21 protein-coding genes are annotated in these 22,991 nt (G+C 72.9%); 12 read left to right on the plus strand and 9 right to left on the minus strand.

The genetic code is table 11. From position 1 onward, the window contains the following. Positions 1 to 227: 227 nt before the first annotated feature. The 10 genes from ACI8AA_RS01670 to ACI8AA_RS01715 all read left to right on the plus strand — a co-directional run bounded on the left by ACI8AA_RS01670 (position 228) and on the right by ACI8AA_RS01715 (position 11,285). Positions 228 to 1,802, plus strand: coding sequence for a DUF2235 domain-containing protein (locus ACI8AA_RS01670; RefSeq protein WP_457042778.1), 1,575 nt, complete (start codon positions 228 to 230; stop codon positions 1,800 to 1,802). Beyond that, the gene (locus tag ACI8AA_RS01675; protein WP_457042779.1) at positions 1,799 to 3,193 is read left to right on the plus strand and encodes an NADH:flavin oxidoreductase; all 1,395 of its coding nucleotides are present in this window, start codon (positions 1,799 to 1,801) and stop codon (positions 3,191 to 3,193) included. The genes ACI8AA_RS01670 and ACI8AA_RS01675 overlap by 4 nt, the downstream gene beginning before the upstream one ends. A 16-nt stretch (positions 3,194 to 3,209) precedes the next feature. Further along, positions 3,210 to 3,608 (plus strand): hypothetical protein, encoded by a 399-nt coding sequence (locus ACI8AA_RS01680; RefSeq protein ID WP_457042780.1) that lies wholly within the window; start codon positions 3,210 to 3,212, stop codon positions 3,606 to 3,608. Positions 3,609 to 3,831: 223 nt separating this feature from the next. Then, positions 3,832 to 5,589: a peroxidase family protein gene (locus ACI8AA_RS01685; RefSeq protein ID WP_457042781.1), complete on the plus strand. Its 1,758-nt coding sequence runs from the start codon at positions 3,832 to 3,834 to the stop codon at positions 5,587 to 5,589. A 218-nt stretch (positions 5,590 to 5,807) separates the two neighbouring features. Then, complete coding sequence (locus tag ACI8AA_RS01690) at positions 5,808 to 6,713, plus strand: thermonuclease family protein (protein WP_457042782.1); 906 nt, start codon at positions 5,808 to 5,810, stop codon at positions 6,711 to 6,713. A 372-nt stretch (positions 6,714 to 7,085) separates the two neighbouring features. Continuing rightward, positions 7,086 to 8,018, plus strand: a complete 933-nt coding sequence (locus tag ACI8AA_RS01695; protein ID WP_457042783.1) for a leishmanolysin-related zinc metalloendopeptidase — start codon at positions 7,086 to 7,088, stop codon at positions 8,016 to 8,018. Positions 8,019 to 8,893: 875 nt separating this feature from the next. Beyond that, a complete protein-coding gene (locus ACI8AA_RS01700) occupies positions 8,894 to 9,244 on the plus strand; it encodes a hypothetical protein (protein WP_457042784.1) in 351 nt (116 codons plus the stop codon). Positions 9,245 to 9,376: 132 nt separating this feature from the next. Then, the gene (locus ACI8AA_RS01705; RefSeq protein WP_457042785.1) at positions 9,377 to 9,583 is read left to right on the plus strand and encodes a hypothetical protein; all 207 of its coding nucleotides are present in this window, start codon (positions 9,377 to 9,379) and stop codon (positions 9,581 to 9,583) included. Positions 9,584 to 9,673: 90 nt separating this feature from the next. Continuing rightward, positions 9,674 to 10,432 carry an AfsR/SARP family transcriptional regulator gene (locus ACI8AA_RS01710; protein ID WP_457042786.1) on the plus strand — a complete coding sequence of 253 codons (759 nt, stop codon included), beginning with the start codon at positions 9,674 to 9,676 and terminating at the stop codon, positions 10,430 to 10,432. 712 nt (positions 10,433 to 11,144) lie between these two features. Then, entirely contained in the window at positions 11,145 to 11,285 is a 141-nt protein-coding gene (locus tag ACI8AA_RS01715; RefSeq protein WP_457042787.1) for a hypothetical protein, read from the plus strand. A 43-nt stretch (positions 11,286 to 11,328) separates the two neighbouring features. Here the strand turns inward: ACI8AA_RS01715 and ACI8AA_RS01720 are convergent, their stop codons facing one another. The 3 genes from ACI8AA_RS01720 to ACI8AA_RS01730 form a co-directional block, all read right to left on the minus strand. Next, positions 11,329 to 11,658 (minus strand): type II toxin-antitoxin system Phd/YefM family antitoxin, encoded by a 330-nt coding sequence (locus ACI8AA_RS01720; protein ID WP_457042788.1) that lies wholly within the window; start codon positions 11,656 to 11,658, stop codon positions 11,329 to 11,331. Between the two features lie 1,178 nt (positions 11,659 to 12,836). After that, positions 12,837 to 13,244: a hypothetical protein gene (locus ACI8AA_RS01725; RefSeq protein WP_457042789.1), complete on the minus strand. Its 408-nt coding sequence runs from the start codon at positions 13,242 to 13,244 to the stop codon at positions 12,837 to 12,839. A 1,223-nt stretch (positions 13,245 to 14,467) separates the two neighbouring features. Then, positions 14,468 to 14,593, minus strand: coding sequence for a hypothetical protein (locus tag ACI8AA_RS01730; protein ID WP_457042790.1), 126 nt, complete (start codon positions 14,591 to 14,593; stop codon positions 14,468 to 14,470). 396 nt (positions 14,594 to 14,989) lie between these two features. On the opposite strand from ACI8AA_RS01730, the gene ACI8AA_RS01735 reads away from it, so the two are divergent. Continuing rightward, on the plus strand, positions 14,990 to 16,237 hold the full coding sequence (locus ACI8AA_RS01735) for a DUF4032 domain-containing protein (protein WP_457042791.1): 1,248 nt from the start codon (positions 14,990 to 14,992) through the stop codon (positions 16,235 to 16,237). Between the two features lie 473 nt (positions 16,238 to 16,710). Beyond that, complete coding sequence (locus ACI8AA_RS01740) at positions 16,711 to 17,148, plus strand: ATP-binding protein (RefSeq protein ID WP_457042792.1); 438 nt, start codon at positions 16,711 to 16,713, stop codon at positions 17,146 to 17,148. Between the two features lie 140 nt (positions 17,149 to 17,288). Here the strand turns inward: ACI8AA_RS01740 and ACI8AA_RS01745 are convergent, their stop codons facing one another. From ACI8AA_RS01745 to ACI8AA_RS01770, 6 genes are all read right to left on the minus strand, one after another. After that, positions 17,289 to 18,125, minus strand: a complete 837-nt coding sequence (locus ACI8AA_RS01745) for a substrate-binding periplasmic protein (protein WP_457042793.1) — start codon at positions 18,123 to 18,125, stop codon at positions 17,289 to 17,291. 80 nt (positions 18,126 to 18,205) lie between these two features. Continuing rightward, on the minus strand, positions 18,206 to 18,862 hold the full coding sequence (locus tag ACI8AA_RS01750) for an amino acid ABC transporter permease (RefSeq protein ID WP_457042794.1): 657 nt from the start codon (positions 18,860 to 18,862) through the stop codon (positions 18,206 to 18,208). Next, the gene (locus ACI8AA_RS01755; RefSeq protein WP_457042795.1) at positions 18,859 to 19,497 is read right to left on the minus strand and encodes an amino acid ABC transporter permease; all 639 of its coding nucleotides are present in this window, start codon (positions 19,495 to 19,497) and stop codon (positions 18,859 to 18,861) included. Before ACI8AA_RS01755 ends, ACI8AA_RS01750 begins: the two co-directional genes overlap by 4 nt. Continuing rightward, on the minus strand, positions 19,497 to 20,261 hold the full coding sequence (locus ACI8AA_RS01760) for an amino acid ABC transporter ATP-binding protein (RefSeq protein WP_457042796.1): 765 nt from the start codon (positions 20,259 to 20,261) through the stop codon (positions 19,497 to 19,499). The genes ACI8AA_RS01755 and ACI8AA_RS01760 overlap by 1 nt, the downstream gene beginning before the upstream one ends. Continuing rightward, entirely contained in the window at positions 20,258 to 21,418 is a 1,161-nt protein-coding gene (locus tag ACI8AA_RS01765; RefSeq protein ID WP_457042797.1) for an aminotransferase class III-fold pyridoxal phosphate-dependent enzyme, read from the minus strand. Before ACI8AA_RS01765 ends, ACI8AA_RS01760 begins: the two co-directional genes overlap by 4 nt. A 32-nt stretch (positions 21,419 to 21,450) precedes the next feature. Then, positions 21,451 to 22,986 (minus strand): aldehyde dehydrogenase family protein, encoded by a 1,536-nt coding sequence (locus ACI8AA_RS01770; RefSeq protein WP_457042798.1) that lies wholly within the window; start codon positions 22,984 to 22,986, stop codon positions 21,451 to 21,453. Positions 22,987 to 22,991: the final 5 nt, after the last annotated feature.

The raw sequence follows: 22,991 nt of genomic DNA on the forward strand, positions 1-22,991 counted from the left end.
GGTGCCCGGTGCCCGGCCCGTCACGAGCCTTGGCACGGCACCGTGCGGCCGGGGACCCGCTCCAGCCGAAGGAGGACATGACCGGCCCCCGGGCTCCGATCGGCGTCCCTCCCGACCGGTTCACGACGTCGTCGTGACGGTCCGGTGACGGCGCCGGCCGTACCGTCGGGCGTCGTCGACCCGGCTGGGAGCGACCGCGCGCTCATCTGCCACCTCGAGGCGGGACCATGCGCAATCTCATCGTCTGTTGCGACGGCACGTGGCAGACGCCCGGCAACCGGACGAACGTGCACCGTCTGTCGGAGGCCCTCGCTCCCACCGATCTGAACGGCGACCGGCAGGAGCGCAAGTACTTCCCGGGGGTCGGCGTCGCCGGGTCCCTCTGGCGGCGGATCGCCGGCGGGGTGGCCGGGACGGGTCTGTCCCAGAGGGTTATGGAGGCCTACCACTGGACGGCGACCCAGTACCGGCCGGGCGACCGGATCACCCTGTTCGGCTTCAGCCGGGGCGCGTACACGGTGCGCAGCCTGGGCGGGATGATCAGCGCCTGTGGGCTGCTCGACCTGAGCGGCACGACGGACGCCGAGGCACGCGGCCTGGTGGAACGCGTGTACCGGGAGAAGTACCGGGCCGGCAACGCGGCGACCCCGGACTGGCGGAGGGAACTCCGCTTCCGGTTCGACCCGCGCGACGAGGCGCAGATCCCGATCCGGTTCGTCGGGGTCTGGGACACGGTCGGCTCCCTCGGCATCCCGGACCACGTGGCGTTCGCCAACGTGATCGATCCGTCGGCCCGGTACCGCTTCCACGACGTGACCCTCAACCCGTACATCCCGCACGCCCGCCAGGCCGTCGCGCTGGACGAGTTCCGCGGTCCCTTCACTCCCACGCTGTGGAGCGATCCGGCGCAGGGACAGGACATCCGGCAGGTCTGGTTCCCCGGCGACCACAGCGACGTCGGCGGCGGCGGTCAGGCGACGGGCCTGAGCGACGGTGCCCTGCTGTGGATGATCCGGGAGGCCGGCGACGCCGTCGGGCTCGCCTTCGACAAGGCCACGACGGACGAGCTCCGACCCGACCCGCTCGCCGACCTCGGGGACGGCAGCGCCCTGCCCGGGCCCGCCGGCTTGATCGCCGACGCGCTCTTCCTGCCCCGCCCGCGGGCCGTTCCCCTGATCGACCCCGAGGAACCAACCGATCCCTCGGTCCACGAGTCCGCCTACGTCCGCCAGCGGAACTGGTCGCGGCACGGCCGGCGCTATCGGCCCACCCGGCGGCTCGGCGCCGGGGAGTCAGGGTCGGTCGAGGTCTCGGCGCGCGAGGGCTGGAACGAGACGGGGCTCTACCTGGAGCGAGGACTGCACCGGTTCACGGCGGAGGGGGAGTGGCGCAGCGGTGCCGTCCGTTCGGGCCCGGACGGCCTGACAGGCACCCGCTTGCTGCAGCCACGCGCTCTGGGGCCGGTGCTGGGCAGCGTCATCGGCCACGCGGAGGGTCTGTTCCGCCGGCTGAGCGGGAACCCCGCGGTGGAGTTCTACGGTGCCCGGCGGGAGGAGCGACGGCCCTGGATGTCGTTGGTGGGCGTCGTCACCAACGAGACACCCGACGCGCCCCCGCGCCGTGCTCGGCCGCACGAGGTGATCGGCATCGGCGCAGCCGTCGAGCACGACGTGGCCCGGCCCGGCTACCTCTACGCCTTCGCGAACGACGCCTGGGGCTTCTACCGCAACAACTCCGGCACGGTCCGGCTGACCGTGACCCGGCTCCAGCGACCCGACCGCCTATCCGGGGGGCCCCGATGACCACGTCCACCGTCCCCGTGCAGGGGGGTACCGACCCGATCTTCACGCCGCTGACCTTCCCCAGCGGGCTCACCGTCAAGAACCGCGTCCTCCGGAGCAACATCTCGGGCCGCATCGACAACTACGACGGGAGCGGCACCGTCGCCCGGGTCAACTGGGAGGAGCGGTTCGCCCGCGGAGGGGTGGGGGCGATCCTCTCCTCCCACGTGCCCGTCCACGTGCGCGGCCGGGTGCTCCCCAACTACGCCCTCATCGACGCCGACGACAAGATCCCGTTCTGGCGGGTCGTCGGCGAGCGAGTCCACGAGCACGGTTGCGCGTTCCTCCTGCAGCTGAGCCACAGCGGGCGGCAGCGGGACATCCCCGGCGTGGAGAACGCCGACCGCCCGGCGCTGAGCTCGACCGACCGGCCCGATCCCGTGCACGGCCTCCCGGCACAGGAACTCTCCACGGGTGAGATCGCCGAGATCGTGGCCATGTTCGGGCAGGCGGCCCGTCGCGCACGGGAGGCCGGCCTCGACGGGGTGGAGCTGCACGCCTGCAACGGCTACCTGTTCACCCAGTTCCTCAGCTCGGCGATCAACGACCGCACCGACGAGTACGGCGGCCCCTTGGAGAACCGAGCCCGCTTCCTCCTCGAGGTGATGGCGGCGATCCGTCGCGAGGCCGGCACCGACTTCCACCTCCAGGTCAAGATCAGCGCCGTCGACCACGCCGACGCGCTCCTCCCCTGGAGTCGGAAGGGCAACTCGCTGGCGGAGTCGATCCAGGTCTTCCGGTGGGCCGAGGAGGCCGGGGCGCACGCGATCCACGTCTCCACCGGGAACTACTTCCCGCACCCGCTCAACCCGGCGGGCGACTTCACCCCGGGCGACGTCATCGGCACCTACGACACCATGCTGTCCTCCGGCCGCGCCGCGCTGCGGAACTACGCCCTGTGGCGCTTCCGGCTGACCCGGCCGTTGATGCGCTACGTCTGGACCCGCACCGTCCCCGACGACCCGGAGGGCCTGCTGCTGCCGGACGCCGAGGAGGTGCGCCGGCACGTGTCGGTCCCGGTCATCGTGACCGGCGGCTTCCAGACCGCCTCGGTGGTGCGCGGTGCGATCCGGGCCGGCCGGTGCGACGCCGTGAGCATCGCGCGGCCGCTGATGGCCAATCCCGATCTCGTGCAGCAGTGGGCCGCCGGCGCTGACCGCCCTGAGCGGCCCTGCACCTACTGCAACCTCTGCCTCTTCCACGCGCCCGAGGACCCACTCGGCTGCTACGACGTCCGCCGGTACGACGACGACCACGACCGGATGATCGCCGACGTCATGTCGATCTACCGGCCCGACGGCTGGTCGTCCGACCCCCTGCGGCCCGGGCCGGCGGCGCCGGCCCGGGTGTAGCCCCGAGGAGGACTCCGTGCCCCGCGTCGACACGGTCGCCACCGCCGCCCGCTACGCGCTGGGCGGGATCCGCGTGTTCAACGGCCTGCTCGGGCTGCTGGCACCCGCGGTGATCATCCGGCGGCTGGGCGACGCCCGGCCCGAGTCGAACGCCGCCGCCGTCTACGGGCTGCGGCTGTTCGGCATCCGGACGGTGCTCATCGGTGCCGATCTGTTCCGCCTCCGGCGAGCCGAGCTGGACCGCGCGCTGCGTGCGGCGGTCCTCGTGCACGCGAGCGACACGGCCACGGTCCTGGGCCTGTGGCGGCGCGGGCAGCTGCAGCGGGCCGTGGCCCGGCCGCTCGCGCTGATCTCGGGGCTGAACACGGTCCTGGCCGGCACGGCCGCGCTCGGCGCCCGGTCGCGCCCCTCCTGAGACACCCGCCACCGCACGTCGCCGAGGAGGTCCGATGACCACCGACAGCCCAGATGCCACCACGCGGGCTCCGGAGGCTCAGCCCGCCGTCCCCCGTCCCCGCGCCGAGGCCGGACCTGCCGGCGGACCGTCGGTACCCACTCCCGCTGAGCGCGCCCCTGCCTCCGCGCCCGTTCCGGGAGCGGGCTACCGACAGACTCTGCCGTGGCGGATCTACGACGGGGTGGCGCAGCGGATCGACCACCGGGTGGGCTGGGACCGGCTGCCGCGCCCGTTCGGCGTGGCCGTCCTGATCGGGCTGCGGAACATCCTGCGCCGGTCCAACCTGCACGACCCGTCGTCGCGGGTGCCGATCGTCGATGCCCCGCCCGTGCCGCCCCGGGCCCCGCACCACCTGGTCAGCCGGAGTCCTGACGGGACGCACAACGACCTCGACCACCCCGAGATGGGCCGGGCCGGTGCCCGCTTCGGCCGCAACGTCCCGCTCGACAGCGTGCGGCCGGTGACCGACGAGGAGCTGCTGCAGCCGAGCCCCCGGGAGGTCAGCCGTCGGCTGCTCACCCGGGAGGTCTTCCAGCCGGCGGAGTCGGTCAACACCCTCGCCGCCGCCTGGCTGCAGTTCATGATCCGGGACTGGTTCAGCCACGGGGAGGCGGACACCAGCCGCCTGGTGGAGATCCCGCTCGAGCCCGGGGACGACTGGTGGGAGAACCCGATGCGGATCCCGCGCACCCGAACCGATCCCACCCGGCCGGCCGACGTCGACGGCCCGGTCACCTCGGTCAACGAGCTGACCCACTGGTGGGACGGCTCCTCGCTGTACGGCACGACCCTGCAGGAGCAGCGGCGGGTGCGGACCGGCTCCGACGGCAAGCTCCACCTGACCGAGGACGGGATGCTGCCCCTGCCCGAGGACCCGGCGCTCGACCCGACCCGCGTCCCGGGCTGGTGGACCGGTCTGGGCATGCTGGCCACGCTGTTCGTCCGGGAGCACAACGCGGTCTGCGACCGCCTCAAGGCCGAGTACCCGTCCTGGGACGACGAGGAGCTGTTCCAGCGGGCCCGGCTCGTGGTCGCGGCTCTGCTGGCCAAGATCCACACCGTCGAGTGGACGCCCGCCGTCATCAGCCACCCCACCACGGTCTTCTCCCTGCGAGCCAACTGGTTCGGCATCGCGGGGGAGAGGATCGCGCGGGCGTTCGGCCGGGTCAGCGGCAGCGAGGTCGTCAGTGGCATCCCGGGGGCGGACACCCACCACTACGGCGTGCCCTTCGCGCTCACCGAGGAGTTCACCAGCGTCTACCGCATGCACCCGCTGATGCCGGACCACTTCGACATCCGGGCCGTCGACGGCGACCGGCCCCTGGCCGAGCTGGCCTTTCCCGCACTCGCCGGTCCGCACTCCCGGGAGATCGCGGAGACCCACGCCCTGCACGACCTGTTCTACTCGTTCGGGACCACGCACCCCGGGGCGATCGTGCTGCGCAACTTCCCCCGCTTCCTGCAGTCCTTCGAGCGGCCCGACGGCAAGGTCGTCGACCTGGCCGCGACCGACATCCTGCGCATCCGCGAGCTCGGGGTACCGCGCTACTGCGAGTTCCGCCGGCTGCTGCACCTCGAGGCACCCCGCACGTTCGCCGACCTCACCGACGACGCCGATCTCGCCGCCGAACTGGCGGACCTCTACGGCGAGGTGGAGCGGGTCGACCTGTTGGTCGGCCTGTTCGCGGAGAAGCGGCCGGACGGGTTCGCCTTCAGCGACACGGCGTTCCGGATCTTCATCCTGATGGCCTCGCGGCGGCTGAACAGCGACCGGTTCTTCACCCGCGACTTCCGCCCGGAGATCTACTCACCGGCCGGACTCGCCTGGGTCCGGGACAACGACATGCGCACCGTCCTGCTCCGGCACCTGCCGCAGTTGCGGGCGGCGCTCCGGGGCGTCGACAACGCCTTCGCCCCCTGGGCGCGGACCAGAAGCTGATCACCTCACCGCCGATGCCGGTCCGCCCGCACGTCCGGACCGGCTGGGCCGTCGTCGCGATCACCCGGGCCGCCGGTCACGGTGCCCGAGAACTCCGGCGACAGCCGGCGGGGCGGCCACGCGCATCCGGCTGATCCTGCCGCGGTGACGCCGCCGTGACGGGTGGATGACGCCGCCTCCATAGCGTGCCGGCTGCGGAGCGGCGGAGTGGAGCGGCGATGACCCAGCCCAAAGGCACGACCGTGGACACCCGGATCACTCGGGTCGTGGACGGCGACACGCTCGTCGTACCGGTCGGGGACCGGGACGAGCGCCTGCGTCTGCTGTGCCTGGACACCGAGGAGTCCAACGCGGGCAGCGACAAGCCGATCACCCCATGGGGGAGGGAGGCGAAGAAGGAGGCCGAGCGGTTCTTCCCGGTGGGGGAGCCGGTCGTCCTGGAGTTCCCCGGCACCGAGGAGCTCGACGTCTGCCTGCGGCGGTACCGCGACAACTTCGGCCGGCTGCTCGTGTTCGCGCACCGCGACGGCGCGGACTTCCAGGAGCACATGATCCGCCGCGGCTACAGCCCGTACTTCGCCAAGTACGGCCACGCCGAGTTCGACGACCACCGGGATCGGTACGTCGCCGCGGAGCGGGCCGCGCAGGCGGCGCACGTCGGGGTCTGGGACCAGGCCACCGTCAACGGCTCGGAGATGCGCAACTACGCCCTGCTGGGCACGTGGTGGGCACTGCGCGCGGCGCTGATCGACGACTACCGGCAGCGGCGCGCCGTCGATCCGACGCTGCTCAACTCGCGGCTGGACTACGAGCAGCTGCGGCAGCTGGCCGCGGAGCGCGCGCAGGTCACGGTGTTCACCGAGCTGGCCGGCTACACCCGCGTGGGCCGGCACCGGGCGGTGGTGGACATCGGCTCCCGCGCTCAGCCGTTCAAGCTGTTCATCCCCGACATCGAGGCCGACGGCGGGCAGGCGGTCCTCGCGCTCCTCGACAACCGCTACCTCACCAAGGGCGACGACCGCCCGCGGCGGAACTACGCCTACGTCGGCGGGCGGTTGCACGAGTTCGCTGACGCCCCCGAGCTCACCGTCGACACGGTCGCCCAGATCCGCGATGTCCCCTGATGTCCGGGGCACGGGAACGGAGGGCAGTGTGCCGGTCGGTCTCGTTCGGGAACGGCGAGCCCGGCAGGTGCCGTCGGGTCTATCGGTCGTGTGCCGACCGGCGCGGGCGCCGGAGCAGAGCCTTGCTCGAGGTTCAGGACCCGGCGCACACCCGGCCCTCGACCGCCGGGGCGGCGTCGGTCGCCACCCCGGCCTACGGCTCGGTGACGATCACGTGACGTGCCGGTGACGCGGCATTCCTAGCCTGACGCCGCGGGCTGGTCGCACGTGGACCGCCGCGGCCCTCGATTCCCGTGGGGGCGTCCTCCGGACCCGCGTCCGCCGGGCGAGCCTGTCGCCGCTCCTAGGCCGAACTCAGCAGGGACAGATCCGATGACCATCACCGAAGAGCGTCCGGCGGCCAGCTTCCGGAGCGCCGACTACGAGATCTACCACGCACGGGCAGACGAGGCGAAGGCGCGGGAGATCGGCCAGACCGACTCCCCCTACCACATCGAGGTCCGGTTCCTCGGTGGGCTCACGGACTCCCAGAAGCAGGTCTTCCGGGATGCGGCGGACCGCTGGGCTCGGGTCATCGTCGGTGACCTGCCGGCCGTAGCGGTCGATGGTGAGGTCATCGACGACGTGGTGATCGATGCGCAGGGCATTCCCATCGACGGGGTCGGCGGGATCCTCGGGCAGGCCGGTCCGAGGCTGGTACGCCCTCCGGGCGCCGGGCGGCACGCGTTCCTCACCATCAAGGGGCAGATGGAGTTCGACACCGATGATCTCGCGTCGATGGAGGAACGCGGCACGCTCCTGGACGTCATCACCCACGAGATGGGTCACGTCATCGGTTGCACCGACGTCATCTGGCAGCGGAAGGGCGGGCTGATCACCGGGCGGAACACGCCGCAGTGGGCGTTCGTGGGGCCGACGGTGATGGCCGAGTACGGCAGGCTGCTCGACCCCGTCACCGGTGAACCCGTCGGCGGCGGCGGTCCCACGCCGGTCCCCATCGAGGACCAGCACGGCCCGGGCACGCGCGGCAGTCACTGGCGGGAGACCGTGTTCGGCAACGAGCTGATGTCCGGTTTCATCTCTTCGCCGCCCAATCCGTTGAGCCGGGTGACCGGCGGCTTGTTCGCCGACCTCGGCTATGACGTCGACCTCGACGGCTGTGACCCCTTTGAGCTGCCCAGTCACCTGCAGTTGGCCGCGATGGGCCTGCTGGCCTCCGTCGGGGCGACGCGCAGCCACGAGGAGTTCGGCGTCGTGCTGCCCACCGTCCCCCTGGTCGTGGCGGAGGAGACCTTGACCGGGTAGGAGGCGCACATGCCCCCGACGCCGGACGAGAGAAACGAGTCCGAGGGGCTCTGGCCGGACGAGGCGATCATCCGTCCGCCCGTCGAGGTGCTCGGTGAGGACGGCGCAGCCCGGCCCCTGGACCAGGTAGCCGAGACCTCCCCGCCGCCCCGGTCTCCGGATGCGCGGGCGGCGGGGGAACGTCCGGTGGCTCGACGAGGAGGCCGGCGCGGAGGCGCTGCGTGACCTCGCGGCGACCGTGGGGACGTTCACCGCCAAGGTCTCCTGAGGACCTGCGGGCCGGGCAGCGTCGTCCTGGGATGGGCGCACCCGGTCTTCACGGCCGACTCCCGCGTCTTCGTGTCGCCTGTAAGGTGATCCGCGCGCGAGCGGGACCGAACACCCGGGCACGGCGCAGGCGACCATCGCGTACGTGTGGTCCCAGGCCGGCAAGCTCCTGATGGGGGTTCTCGTCGCCGGAGACCGGCCGGTCCGTCCGCAGGTCGACGTCCTGGTCGTCAACCCGTGAGCCCCCACGCGGAACCGCTTCCGAGCGATGCTCGAAGACGCGCGAGGAGTCGGAGGCTGCGCGCGCCGACAGTACGGGGAAGCGGTCGAGGTACTGCTTCCTACGGGCGGAGAGAGTGGTCCTCCTGCGGAATGCAGGCTCAGATCCCCCGTCGCCGGCACTGTCGGCATGCGGAGCCAGGGGTCGGCCGAGCCGGAACGGGCCGCCGTAGGGTTCCTTCATGGGGGCGCGTTCCCCAACCCGCCGCTCAGCCCCGTCGACGCGCTGGAACAGGGAGGGACCGCGGCGACCTTGCCGGGGCTCCCAGGATCGGTGTCACGCGGTCAGCCGGACGACGTCAGCGAGGACAGCGTCCCAGCGCGGATCCGTGCCATGCCCGCTGGCCTGCGATCCGGCGGTCGGTGCCTGTCGCAACGTCGTCGAGCGCTGCTTCGCCCGGCTCGAGCAGTTCGCGCGCGGCCACCCGTTACGCCAAACGAGCCGCCCACCACCTTGCTCGCTCGTCCTCGCTGCCGTCGTCCTCCGGCTCCACGAGGATCTACGGGACAGGCCCTGGTTCCTCCTCGTGCTCGGGTCGCCGGAACAGGACCTGACGCGCGCCGTCGCGGGTTTCGCTGTTGTGGTGGAGGGACGTGCGACGGTGTTCGTGCCGCTGCCCGCCGTGCGGCCCGACACGCCGATGAACGTGTCTCCACCGTTCACCCGGCAGCGCCCTTGACTTCATCAGGTCGGGGGAGTGCACTCACTCCTCGTGAGGGGAGAGCATCGATCTCCCCCGGTCGGTGGTCTGAACTGGCCGTTCACCCCATGCAGCCGTCACGCTGCGTGACCGACCAGTTGAAGGGCGGCCGTGACCGAGGAACGAAGCGCTGCACTCCTCGTGCGGATCTGGCTGGAGGGTGGGACTGAACACTTCCGGGCCCGCGTGACGGCGGTCGGTCTCGGCACGTCCGAGGAGGACCGGACCCTCGCGCTTGCGTCATCGCCGCGTGAGGTCGTCGATGCGGTCGGTGACTGGCTCCAGGATTTCTTGCGTGACGGAAGCGTAACGGATTGACACCAGAAGTCGCAGGCTCCGACCATCGGCGTTCCGAGGCTCCTGCTCTTTCGCCCCTCCGCCAGAAGGTGCCCCTGGGGGTGTCCCGCCGTGCCTGTGGTCGCGACTTCACGGATATCGCTGCTCGACGAGTTCGCCGTCCACCTCGGTGACGGGGTCGGCCAGAGGGCGATCGAGTACCTTCCACGAGGAGTCCAACGCCTGGTGGCCCACGTGTGTCTGTCCGGTCGTCCACCGCGGGCCACTGTGGTCGGACATCTATGGCCTGAAGTCCCAGAAGCACAGGCTCGCGGCAGTCTCCGCACGGCTCTGTGGCGTCTGCAGCAGGTCGCACCCGGGCTGCTGCACGCGTCCGGCGAGATGCTGTCGCTCGCCGAGGGCGTCCGGGTCGACGTGCGGGAGCTGGGGGACTGGGCCCAGCGGGTCCGGGACCCGGCCTGTCGCCTGGGCGACGTCGCCGTCCCCGACGTCGGACTGCGGGGCGAGCTGCTTCCTGGCTGGTACGACGACTGGGTCCTCCTCGAACGTGAGCGGCTGCGGCAGCTGCGCATGCACGCGCTGGAGGAGGTCGCCGCACGGTTGGTCGCCGCCGGGCGGTATGGCGATGCACTGCAGGCCGCCTACGCCGCGGTACGTGCCGAGCCGTTGCGGGAGAGCGCTCACCGTGTGGTGATCCGCGTGCACCTGGCGGAGGGCAACCTCACGGAGGCGCTGCGGGCGTACGAGCAGTTCCGGGTCGTCCTCGCCGAGGAGATGGGCGTCCATCCGAGCGAGAGGATGACGCGACTGGTGGAAGGCTGCGTCCGGCAATCGTCCCGCCGCGGTCTGCGGGCGGTGCCGCTCCCATGACGCCGCGGTGACGCCTGCCGCCCAGCACCGTCCGCCGCCTCGAGCGCCGCAGCTCCCGAACAGCCGGCGCCCGTCCAGCGGGTCGGGGACGTGATGACAGGGCCACCCGGCCGGCACTGGATCCGCACGTCACTGCGTCGTCATCGCGCTGGCTGTTGCGCTCGAGCAGGACCGGGCGTCGGTGACCCCGCGTTGACGGTGGCCGACTAGACCGGTGGGGCGGGTGGGGTCAGAGGCCAGGTCCGGCCCGGACGTGCATCGGTACCCGACCCGTACCGGGCGCCGGGCGCCGGGCGAGGAGAGCGCGGTGACCGGGCCCCGGGGAGGTGATCGTGACCTTCGACCACGTGTCGGATCCGCCACACCGCCCCTTCGGCCGCCCCACTACTCGACGATTGGTCTCGGACGGACGAGCGGGGGACGGGACATGAGCAAGGGGCCAGCGCTCATGTCGGGGCCGCAGCGTGTTCCAGGCCCCTTCAACTTGCGCATGACGCGACACTGGCGCCGACCGGTCGACCCGATCGGCCGCTGACGGATCTTTCGTCGGATCAGTCCACCTCAGAATCATGCGCACCGCCGAGTGCGGTGGCGCAGGAGCAAACGCGCTCCAGCTGGGTCGTCGCGGCGGTGAGCGACGTCGGGGGACGGTGACGGTGCGGTTGTCGTCGTCGATGCGGTGGACGACCCGGTAGGTCCCCCGGCGGGCGCTGTGCCGGTCATCGAGCGGCGGGCGCAGTCGCTTGCCGACACGGTGGGGATTGTTGAGCAGTGGGCCGACGATGAACTCGTAGGCAGCCGTGGCGACGGCTTCGGGCAGGTGATCGGTGAGCTGACGGCGGGCGGAGGGTGATGGTCAGGCGGTGGGACTCCGGAGCGTCGGTCACTGCCGCTGGCTACGCCGGCGGGCCATGGCCACCTCCAGGTCCTCGCGGCTCGACCTCCCCGCGGGCGAGCTCAGCCTCGGAGGTGTGCAGCCGCCGCATGGTGTCGGCGTCGGCGAGGCGCTCGATGGTCCCCTCGAGCGCCTCGAGGTCCTCGGTAGCGAGCAGGACCGCGGAGGGCTTGCCGTGCACGGTCACGTAGACCCGCTCGTGCTCGCCGCTGACGCGGGCAACGAGCTTGGACAGGCGTGCCTTCACATCGGCCAGCGACAGTGTCGTCAGGGTCAGAGGTATGACCAGAGACAGGGTGATGCTCCAGCCGGCAGCACGACAGGAGGACAAGCCGGAGCCGAGCCGCGCCTGGCCGCTGCGACCAACTTACGACCAACTTACGACCAACAAACCACCGTCAAGTGCCGTTATCGACCCATGCCGGCCGGCGATACGCAAGTCGCTGACCTGCACTTTCAATATCGGCCGGTGTTGGTCAACGGCGTCAAGATCAACTCGCAGGGTCATTGGCTCGAGTCCAATCGGGAGAGCAACACCGCAGGTCAGCGGGCTGGCAGGCGACCCGAGCCCCGGCCGACGACCAACAAACCACTGGGCGGCGCCCCCCCGTCGGCTCGGCCGCGGGCAGCCCACGTCGCCGTGCCCCAGGGGACCCCAGGACCTCGTCACGTCGGGTCATACCGGTACCGCAGGACGCGGTCGAGGGCCGAACGACCTGAGCACCGCGAGCGCTGGTGAACTCCATGCAGCCTGGTACCGGTGACTGGCCGTGGGGCAAGCTGCGCAACGCGCTGCTCGACCACGAACCGAAGCACGCCGACGCCGCAGCCGCCCGGTGGCACGAGGAATCCGACATCGCCTTCCGGCGGTACGCGAGGTTGCCCTGCTGGCCCAGCAGTGGCTGCACTACCGCAACCACAACCGCCGGAGCCCCGCCGACGTGACCGTGGTCCGCCGGCTGCGAATCAGCGGGACGCGGCTGACCGACCTCGAACAGGGTCGGAGGTTCTTCGAGTGGGCCTGCCCTGGCGGATCGAGGCCCTCATCGACCCGGCCCCGCACCCGCCGGAGACCGGGCCGCAGGCACCCACCCGTCGCTGACCGCGACGTTGCCGTCTCGGCGGCGCCCGTGCCTCCGACCCCCTCGGTCGCCGCGGGCACGGGGGCTGTCAGCGAGGCGCTCGACGCCTCGCGGTCGGACGTCGGCGACGGCTGGTCGGCGACCCCGGGGCCGCGGACCGTCCCTCCTGCGGGGACGACGCCGTCGGCGGTCCAGGCGGCAGCCGACCCGCCGGAGTCGACGACCGAGGCGGCCTCGACCGAGGCGACGACCGAGACGGCCGTGGCTGCTCGCGCCGGGTCCACGAGTCTGCTGAGGACAGCAACGGGGTGCAGCAGCCGCTCCCGCCGAAGCGACCGTGTCCCCGTCGCCGGCCGCGGGCCCCACGAACGACGAGAGCCGGGGCGGCCGCGCGCGGCGACCACCCCGGCTCTGCCGAGGAACGCGCTTACAGCGAGCCGGCCACCGACGCCGCGGCACTGAAGATCACGATGGCCGGGATCAGGGCGATGATGCCGAGCACCAGGCCGGCGATGGCCAGGCCGGTCGGGGCGCCCTTCTTCTTGCCGGTAGCGATGCCGACACCGCCCATGATCACGCCGAGCAGCGCCAGGATGATGCCGAGCGCCGGCACCCAACAGAAGATGAGGCCGAGCAGGCCGGTCACGAAGCCGGCCACCCCGAGACCGTTGCCCGGCTGCGCCGGGGCCTGGACGATCACCGGCTGCGGGGCGTACCCGGGCTGGGGCGCGTAGCCCGGCTGGGCGTAGCCCTGCTCGGGGTGGGCCTGCTGCGCGTAGGCGGGCTGGACGGGGGCCTGCTCCGGCTGGGCAGGGCTGAACGGCTCAGAGGTCACGGGGCTCTCCAGGATCGGGGTCGGCAGGTCCGACCTTCGGCGTCGGGGCTCCGGCTTGTCGTGTTCCGGAACCGACTTGCCAGGTACTTCGACAGCTGCCGCACATCTCTTGAGCCGAAGGTCACGTCCGCAGGGGGCTGGTCTCCGTCACGCCTCGTCAGGCGTCGCAGCGGTCGCCCGGTGCTCCCCGCCTTGCCGCTCGGTGCCGTGGTTGCAGCACCACCGCAACCCAGCACCCTCCGACGGCGACCATGCGCCGCCGACCTGAGTTGCGTCCACGGCGTCCGGAACGGCGACGCCGCGGTGCCGGTGACGAGCTGTCCCCGGAGCTGCCCGAGTCCACGCCGGCCAACCCGGGCGGGCCACAGCAGCTCCGGGCCGCTCGACGCCTGTAGCCGCTCGCCTCGGTCCGCAAGACACGTGTGGCAGTTGATCTTGTGCGTCTCCAGGAGGGCCTGGGAGGCGTAGACGTCTGGCCGGGTCACACATGCCGCCCGGCCTGGACGACGGTCCGCTGTCACGGAGCGGCGGTCGGGTCGAGTGCCGCGCTCGGCCTCGCGGTTCGGTCGTGGTCACCGAGGCCGCCAGCGACGGCGGGATGCTGATGGCCTGGAGCTGGTGAAGCGAACCGAGGAATGAGTACATGGCGGGATCCAGACGCGTGTCGCCAGCAGGGGTTGGCTCCCGATGCGTGATCATGGGGCCGTAGCAGGCCCCCAGCGGTCCGTGCCCGTCTGAACACGCAGCCCGCAGGCTGGAGGCAGCAGCCGCCTCGACTCCTGACCGTCGAACACGCGACCCGGTAGCCGGCCGGACCGAGGGTGGTGGACCGCGCCGGAACAGGGCGAGGGGCGGCGCCCACGTCCTCGCCGTCGACGTCGCCGGCCGCGCTCCGACATCCGTGGCGAGCGTGTTCAGGCGCTCGCGCAGCCAGCGGTGCGCCGGGTCGTTCTCGCAGACCCGGTGCCAGTACATCGTCCCCGTGATCCGCCGGAGGCCTACCGGGGGGCGACGGTCCGCACCGCCGCCGGGAATCCGTCGGTTCCCGAGGCAGGCGCTGGACGGATGAGATCGTCCGGCTGCGCCGTTGGGGACAGCGGTCCGTCGACAGGCGGTAGTCATCGAGGCGGGTGAGGTCGGTCAGCAGACGGCAAGACGACGAGGGTCCCGCCCGATCCTGGGGAGGGAGCGGACGAGGCCCTCGGCCTCGGTGGCACTTGCGGCTACCCGGCGGTGCGCTCCGCGCGCAGCGTGCCGTTCTCCTCGTCGAGGACCACCGACCAGCCGTCCACCTCGACGACCGGCGCCTCCTCCGCCACGTCCTCGGTCTGCGGCCGTGCTCGGTCCACGTCGAACGGGGTCGGCGCAGGCGTTGGAGTGCTGCCGCGGCCTCGGGGCGGCCGCGGCAGCACCCTGGGGACACGACCACCTCGGCCACGTGTGAGGGCCTCACCCCGGGACGGGCATGCCGTCGACGTCTCGGAGGCCGGTGCGTCGCCGGGCTCGTCTCCGACCACCTCGCTGTGGCCGCCGACCGACGGCTGTGGCCCCCGGCCCGGTCGACGGTCTGGACGAACACCTCGGACACGCGGTGCCGCAGCCGACGCTGGACGGTCGTCGGCACGCCCCCGCCCGCCCTCAGGGCGCCGGCACCGGCTGCGCGCCGGTGTGCGGCCGCTCGTGCGGCAGCCGGGGAGCCGCGCGCTAGCCTCGGGAGGACCGGGTCCGGGAACCGGAGGTCCGGGATGCGCTTCGTGTTCAGTCCTCCCGCTGAGGCGGCGGCCGATCTGCTGACCCTGCCCTGGGACGTCCCGCTCTCGCAGTGGACCGACGACCGGATCGTCGAGATCCCGCAGCACGGGCGCTCCCGTCACGTCGTCCGGTTCGTGGCCGAGGCCGGAGGCGTGTTCGCGCTCAAGGAGCTGCCCGAGCGACCCGCTCGCCGCGAGTACGAGGTGCTGCGCCGACTGCACGAGCTCGGCATCCCGGCGGTCGAGGTCGTCGGCGCCGTCGTCGACCGGCCCGGTGACCAGCAGGCGGTGCTCGTCACCCGCTTCCTGGACTACTCGTCGTCCTTCCTCGCGCTGTTCGCCAACCCCCGGGGCGCGCACCTGATCGACCGGGTGATGAACGCGCAGGTCGAGCTGCTGGTCCGGCTGCACCTGGCCGGCATCGTGTGGGGCGACTGCTCCCTGGCCAACACCCTGTTCCGGTTCGACGCCGGGACGCTGGCCGCCTACCTCGTGGACGCCGAGACGGGGGAGGTGCACGAGCGGCTCACCCAGAGCCAGCGGGACCACGACACGGACGTCGCCTACGCGCGGGTCGTCAGCGAACTGACGGACCTGCGGGAGAGCGGCTCCCTCGCCGGGGACCTCGACCCGGCGCTGGCGGCGGCCGACCTGGTGGCGCGGTACGAGCACCTGTGGAACCAGCTGACCAGCGAGGAGGTGGTGTCGCGCGAGGAGCAGCAGTTCCGCGTCGCCGGGCGCATCCGCAGGCTCCAGGACCTGGGGTTCGACGTCGGGGAGGTGGAGCTCGTCGAGGACCCGGCCGGCGGGAGCCGCCTGCGCCTCACCACCCGCGTCGCCGAACCCGGCGACTGCCGGCGGGCACTGTTCAGCCGGACCGGGCTGGACGTCCAGGAGAACCAGGCACGCCGCCTCCTCGCCGACATCGTGAGCTACCGGGCCGCGCTCGAACAGGTGGTGGGAGGCCCGGTCTCCGAGACCACGGCCGCCATCCGCTGGCTGACCGAGAGCTACCAGCCGACGATCGCCGCCATCCCCGCGCACCTGCGCAGCCGGCTGGACACCGCCGAGGTCTTCCACGAGGTCCTCGAGCACCGGTGGTTCCTGTCCGAGGCGGCCGGCCGGGACGTCGGGATGCAGGCCGCGGTGCGGGACTACGTCGACCGGGTGCTGCCGGCAGTGCCCGGCGACCTGGTGACGCCGCCACCCCCGGGCGTCGACCCGGACCCCGAGCCCCGATGAGTGACTCCTCGGAGGGCCGGTTCCACCGTCCCGCCGAGGGTGGCGGAGGGACACCCCGGCGTGCGGCAGCGCTGGCGACGAGGTCTCGGTCGCCGGTACCGACCGAGCCGTCGGAGGCCGGTCAGCCGTCGGTGCGGTCCGCCCTCCCCGGTCCCGCGCCGCCCGGGGCATCGGTCGCCCCGTGAGTGCCAGGAGCTCCGTCTCCTGACCCCGTCCCCCGGCTTCCGTGACGGGCCATCTTCTGGTGCACCCCGTGACCACAGCGGCGGGGCCGAGAGTGTCCGGTCACGCCTCGCCGAGAGCACGCGAGGTTCGGCGGGCGACCGCGACCACCGCAGACCTACGCTCGGATTACAGAACGGCAACGGACGCAAGGAGCACGGCGCCCTGCGCCCCGCACGACCGCCGAGGCCTCGAGTGGACGCGTTCCACCTGGTGCGGGGCTCGGCTCCTCCCCGAGCAGAGGGTGACCGATGGACCAGGTGCCTTGGACCCAGCGACCGCTCCCGACCGTGCCCGACGTCGCCCTCGCGGTCTGGCGACGGGAGCTGTGCACGCCCATCGACCTCACGGTGAGCCGGAACGAGCTCCAGGCGACGGTGCGCACGGCGGGGCTGCGGGACCGCGCGCCGGTGGACGCCGACGAATTGCTCCTGGTCTTCGAGGAGCTGGCCTCCAACGGCCTGCGCCACGGGCGGCCGCCGGTGACCGTCTGCGTCGTGGCCGGCAGCGGCGGTTGGCTCGTCGACGTCACCGATGCCGCGGTCGAGAGCCCTCCGGTGCCGACCGTCGACCGTGACCCGGTCGACGGTGGTCTGGGCCTGCACCTCGTGGCCCGGCTGTGCCGCACGCACGGCTGGATGGTCGACGACGGCCGCAAGCACGTGTGGGCGTGCGTCGCCGCGGCGTGAGCCCGATCGGGGACGGTGCTCGGCCGGCGGGGTGGTCGGGTCGCTCGAGCGGCCTCGGGCGGCCGGCCCCACCGGACATGCGGGAGGCCCGTGGTCACGGCACGAGCGTGACCACGGGCCCCGGACCCGCAGGTGGACGGTCAGATCAGCCGGGGGTCGCCCACCTCGGCGGCCGACGCCGGCAGCCCGTTGGCCTCGAGGATCTCCACCAGGGACCCGTCGGCGCGCATCTGCGTGACGTGCTCGTCGATCGCCGTGGCCAGGGCGTCGTTGCTCGGGTCGAGCAGCAGGCTCGTCTGCGAGGGCTCCTCGGTGGCGGGGACCCGCGGGTCGGTCTCGAGCACCTCGATCTGGAAGTCGGTGCCCTCGGTCGACTGCGCCGCGGCGCCGTAGCCGTCCAGGCCGATGTCCAGGCGCCCGGCGGTCAGGTCCTGGGCGAGGCTGAGCGAGTCGGGGTAGGTCCGGAGGCCGTCACCGAGCAGCTCGCGCAGGGCGTCGACCCAGAGGTAGCCCTCCACGGTGCCGACCTGCTTGCCGATCAGGTCGTCGACGGTCGAGACCCCGTCGGCCGACATCACGGTGAGCTCGTCGAGGTACACGGGCGAGCTCAGGGTGACCACGTCGCCGCGCGCCGCGGTGCGGTAGAAGCCGCCGACCGCGACGTCGACCCGGCCGGTCTCCACGGCCGGGACGGCGGTGGCGTAGGTGTAGGCCTCGTACTCGATGGTCAGGCACTCGTCGGCGGCGATGCCCTTGAGGATGTCGCTGTCGATGCCCTCGGCCTGGCCGCTCTCCTCGAAGGAGTAGGGCGGGGTGTTGGTCAGGGCGACGGTGAGCACGCCGTCCTCGACCGTCTCGAACTGGTGGGCGGGCTCGCAGTCGGCCGCCACCTCGCTGGCAGGGTCCGATCCACAGCCCACGAGGGCCACGGCGGAACCGAGGGCGAGGACGGCGGCGCTCAGGCGGTGCGTCTTCACGGTTGTCTCCTCAGGACGAACGGGCCCGACGGCGGGATCGCCGTCGCGCTGCGGTGCGGTGGGTGGAGCTGGTGGTGCCGTCAGAGGTGGCGGGACAGCCGGCGTTCGGTGCCGTTGGTCAGCCAGCCGGCCGGGATCGTCACGGCCAGGTAGAGCAGCCCGGCCAGCACGAGGACGTCGAGGTAGCGGAAGGTCGCCGCGCCGATGGAGTAGGCCTGGCTGAGCAACTCGACGACCGAGATCGTGAAGGTCAGCGAGGTGGCCTGGAAGATCAGGATCGCGAAGCCCATGAGCGACGGCAGGGCGATCCGGACCCCCTGCGGGACGATCACGTAGCGGAGCGTGTCCCGGCGCGACAACCCCAGGGCGCCGGCCGCCTCGGTCTCCCCGGCGGGCACCGCCTGCAGGCCGCCGCGGAGGATCTCGCTGGTGTAGCCGGCCGTGGTGAGCGACAGCGCCGCGATGGCGGAGACGAAGGCGGTCAGGGACAGCCCGGCCGACGGCAGCCCGTAGTAGACGAACTGCAGCATGACCAGCGCCGGCGTGCCGCGGCCGATCTCCACCAGGCCGATGGCCGACCACCGCACCCCCCGGCTGCGCGCCGAGCTGAGCAGGGCGAGCACCAGGCCGAGCGGCACCCCGATCAGCAGGCTCACCACGGTCAGCTGCAGGCTGGTGAGCAGGCCCTCCAGCAGCCGGGGCAGCCACTCGCCCCACGAGGACAGCAGGCCGGTCATCGCGCCACCCGCGCCCGGAGTCGTGCGTCGAGGCCCCGGGACAGCCAGGCCAGCGGCGCGCTGAGCAGGACGTAGACCGCCGCGGCGACGAAGAACGGGGTCAGTCCCGCCCCCATCGACCGGGCGCTCTGCGTCGCCCGGAACAGGATCTCGGTGACGCCGATCGCCGAGACGATCGTGGAGTCCTTCAGCAGGCTGATCGCGTAGGTGGTCGCGGCGGGCAGCGAGACCCGGAACGCCTGCGGTGTCACGATGCGGACCAGCGTGTCGCTGCCGCCCATCCCCAGCGCCGAGGCGGCCTCCCACTGCCCGCGGTGCACCGCGGAGAGCCCGCCGCGGTAGATCTCGGCCAGGTAGCCGGCGGAGATGATCCCGAGCCCGATCACCCCGGCCTCGATGGGCTCGAGCCGGATCAGGTCCCGGCCGAGGCCGAAGAAGATGAGGAACAGCCAGACCACCGGCGGGATCCCGCGGACGACGTCGATGACGACGCGACCCAGCCAGCGGACCGGCACCACCCGCGACCGCCGGGCCGCCGCCAGGGGCACCGCCAGCACGGCACCCAGCGCGAAGGCCAGGACCGTGACCAGCAGGGTGACCGGCACCCCGAGCAGCACTGCCTCGAGGACGTCCATCAGCGGTCGACCACCGCGCTGAGGAAGCGCCGGGCACGGTCGGTGGCCGGCGTGCGCAGCACCTGGTCCGGCGTGCCCTCCTCGAGGATCGCGCCGTCGGCCATGACGACGACGCGGTCGGCGACGTCGGCCGCGAAGTGGATCTCGTGGGTGACGACGACCATGGTCATGCCGTCGGCGGCCAGCTCGCGCATGACGGCGAGGACCTCCAGGCCCAGCTCCGGGTCGAGCGCGGAGGTCGGCTCGTCGAAGAGCATGACCTCCGGGTCGAGGGCCAGGGCGCGGGCGATCGCCACCCGCTGCTGCTGACCGCCGGAGCAGCGCGAGGGATAGGTGTCGGCCTTGGCGCCGAGACCCACCCGCTCGAGCAGCTGCCGGGAGCGCTCGTCGGCCTCGGCGCGGCTGCGGCCGAGCACCCGCTCCTGCGGGAGGGAGACGTTGCGCAGCACGGTCATGTGCGGGAACAGGTTGAACGACTGGAAGACCATGCCGACGTTGCGGCGCAGGGCGGCGAGGTCGCGGTGGGAGACGCCGGCACCGGGCTCGACCGCCCGGCCCACCACCTCGACGCGGCCGGAGTCGGCCCGCTCGAGCAGGTTGATGCAGCGCAACAACGTGCTCTTGCCCGACCCGCTGGGGCCGATGATCGCCACGACCTCCCCCCGGGCCACCGACAGCGAGACGTCCTTGACCACGACCAGGTCGCCGAACTGCTTGTGGATCCGGTCGAGGACGACGACGGGTTCCTGCGCGACGGCGCTCACGCGGCCACCTCCACAGCGGCCAGGACGGCGCCGCGGACGGCGTCCACGTCGTCGTCGGTCATCGGGGTCGACAGGGCGAGCAGGCCGTTGGTGCCGGCCAGCACCCCCCGCTCGTAGAGCCGCCACCAGGTGGCGCCCGGGTCGGGCAGCAACAGTCGGACCAGCGAGCCCGAGCCGCTGACCGGGACCCCGCGGCCGGCGAGCTCCTCCCGCAGCCGGTCGCCGCGGGCGTTGAGGGCGGCCACCTCGTCGGCGCCGAACAGCCGCAGAGCCGCCGTGCCGGTGCGCATGGTGACCGGGTTGGCGCTGAAGGTGCCGCCCCAGCTGACCGCGCCGTCGGCGAGCGGGCTGAAGGCGTCGAGGACCTCGCTGCGCCCGCCGACGCCGCCCACCGGGAAGCCGCCGCCGACGACCTTGCCGACGGTGACGAGGTCGGGCTCGACGCCGTAGCGGCTGTGCAGGCCGCCGACCTCCAGGCGCAGGGTGATCACCTCGTCGACGACCAGCAGCGCGCCGGCCCGGCGGGTGAGCCCGGCCACCAGCTCGACGAACGACGGGTCGGCCGGCCGCAGCCCCGCCCGGTTGGGCATGAGGTCGACGAGGACGGCGGCCACCTCGCCGCCCCGGGCCCGCATCAGGTCGGCGAAGGCCCCGGCGTCGCCCTGCGGGAGGGTCACCACGGCCTCGGCCACGCTCCCCGGGACGCCCGGTGCGGTGGGGTCGACGACGGCGTCGTAGGTGCCGTGGTAGCTGCCGGCGAAGCGGACGACGAGGTCGCGACCGGTGGCCGCGCGGGCGCCGCGCAGCGCCATCATCACGGCCTCGGTGCCGGAGTTGCAGAACCGCCAGCTCGGCAGGCCGACCCGTTCCCGCAGCAGCTCGGCGCAGACCACCTCGGACTCCGTCGGCAGCCCGAAGGCCGACCCGGCGGCGACCGCCTCGGTGGCCACCGCGACCAGCTCGGGGTGGGCGTGACCGTGGATCAGCGCCGTGTAGTTGTTGTTGCAGTCGACGACCTGGTGCCCGGTGGCGTCGGTGACGACGCAGCCGCTGCCGGACACCGCGTACGGCGGGTGCGGCGGCACGAAGAGCGTGCTGCGGGTGTTGCCGCCCGGCATGACGCGGCGGGCGCGGTCCCGGAGCTCGGCGACCGTCACGGTGCCTCCTCGGTCGGTGGGGTGGGGGTCGGTCAGCCGGCGACGGTGCGCGACTGCTCGCGCATGAAGCCGGGCAGGTACCAGGGGCCCAGGCCGCCCTTGCCGGACGAGCCGCTGGCCTTCCAGCCGCAGAAGGACTGGATGCCGGGCCAGGCGCCGGTGGTCGCGCCCGCACGCCGGTTGACGTAGACGACGCCGGCCTCGATCTCGTCGAGGAAGCGGTCGACCTCGTCCTGGTCGCCGGTGAAGACGCCGGCCGACAGGCCGTAGTCGACGGCGTTGGCCTCGGCGATCGCCTCGTCGAACCCGTCCACCGCGGTGACGGTGACGAACGGCGCGAACAGCTCCTCGCGGGTCAGCGGGTGGCCCAGCGGCAGGTCGGTGACGACGACGGGGCGGTAGAAGTTGCCGTCCAGCTCCTCGGCGCGCCCGCCCGTGACCACCCGGCCGTCGCGCGCCGCCGTGGCGAGGGCGTCGTCGATGCGGCGGCTGACGGCGTCGTCGGCGACCGGGCCCATGCCGGTGCGCGGGTCGGCCGGGTCGCCGACGACGATCGCCTCGGCCGCGGCGGCCAGCTTGGCGACGAGCTCGTCGGCCACGCGGCGGTCGACGACCACGCGGCGGCAGGCGCTGCACTTCTGGCCCGACAGGCCGAAGGCCGAGCGGGCGATGCCGTGGGCGGCGTCGTCGAGGTCGGCGGTGGCGGTGACGATCGCGGGATTGCTGCCGCCCATCTCGGCGAGCACCGGCCGGGCGTACGCCCCCTGACCCAGCTCGCGGACCAGCTGCCAGCCGACGGCGGCCGAGCCGGTGAAGGCGATCCCGTCGACGGCGGCGCCGGCCAGCTCGCGGCCGGTGTCCGCGCCGCCGTGCACGACGTTCAGCACGCCCGCGGGCAGCGCCGCGCCCAGGATCTCCCAGGCCAGCGCCGTGGAGCGCGGCGTCTTGTCCGACGGCTTGGCGACGACGGTGTTGCCGGTGACCAGCGCGGCCGCGGCCATGTTGACGGCCAGCGCGACGGGGAAGTTGAAGGGCGCGATGACGGCGAAGACTCCGAAGGGGCGCAGGACGTCGGTGTTGCGCTCGCCCGGTGCCGACCGCAGGGGGGTGACGAAGCCGTCGCTGCGCTCCATCTCGGCGCAGTAGTGCTCGACGAGGTCGACGGCCTCCTGGGCCTCGGCCAGCGCCTCGAGCCGGGTCTTGCCGGTCTCGGCCGAGACGACGCCGGCGATCTCGGCGGCGCGGTCGGCGAAGCCGGCCTTCGCCTGCCGCAGGGCCGCGATGCGGTCGGCGGGGGGCGTCGTCCGCCAGCCCCGGGTCGCGGCGCGGGCGGCGGCCACGGCGTCGGCGACCACGGCGGCGTCGGCGGTGCGCGCGGTGGAGACCACGGTCCCGGGCGCGCACGGGTCCTCGCGGGTGAACGTCGCGCCGCGCTCGTCGGGGCGGCCGGCGATGACGTGGGGGAGCACCTCGCTGCCCTTGCGGGCCTCGGCGAGGGCCGCCTCGAAGCGGGCGTCGAGCGCGGCGTCGCCGAGGTCGGTCGATCCGTAGTCGAGCTTGGTGGTCACCGGGA

The sequence above is a fragment of the Geodermatophilus sp. SYSU D01180 genome, from assembly GCF_054050415.1.

What these genes read in the sequence shown, in the direction of transcription:
- ACI8AA_RS01750 (WP_457042794.1), bottom strand. Translation starts at nt 18,862, where the DNA reads ATGACCGGCCTGCTGTCCTCGTGGGGCGAGTGGCTGCCCCGGCTGCTG.
- ACI8AA_RS01690 (WP_457042782.1), top strand. Translation starts at nt 5,808, where the DNA reads ATGACCCAGCCCAAAGGCACGACCGTGGACACCCGGATCACTCGGGTC.
- ACI8AA_RS01695 (WP_457042783.1), top strand. Translation starts at nt 7,086, where the DNA reads ATGACCATCACCGAAGAGCGTCCGGCGGCCAGCTTCCGGAGCGCCGAC.
- ACI8AA_RS01740 (WP_457042792.1), top strand. Translation starts at nt 16,711, where the DNA reads ATGGACCAGGTGCCTTGGACCCAGCGACCGCTCCCGACCGTGCCCGAC.
- ACI8AA_RS01755 (WP_457042795.1), bottom strand. Translation starts at nt 19,497, where the DNA reads ATGGACGTCCTCGAGGCAGTGCTGCTCGGGGTGCCGGTCACCCTGCTG.
- ACI8AA_RS01735 (WP_457042791.1), top strand. Translation starts at nt 14,990, where the DNA reads ATGCGCTTCGTGTTCAGTCCTCCCGCTGAGGCGGCGGCCGATCTGCTG.
- ACI8AA_RS01675 (WP_457042779.1), top strand. Translation starts at nt 1,799, where the DNA reads ATGACCACGTCCACCGTCCCCGTGCAGGGGGGTACCGACCCGATCTTC.
- ACI8AA_RS01670 (WP_457042778.1), top strand. Translation starts at nt 228, where the DNA reads ATGCGCAATCTCATCGTCTGTTGCGACGGCACGTGGCAGACGCCCGGC.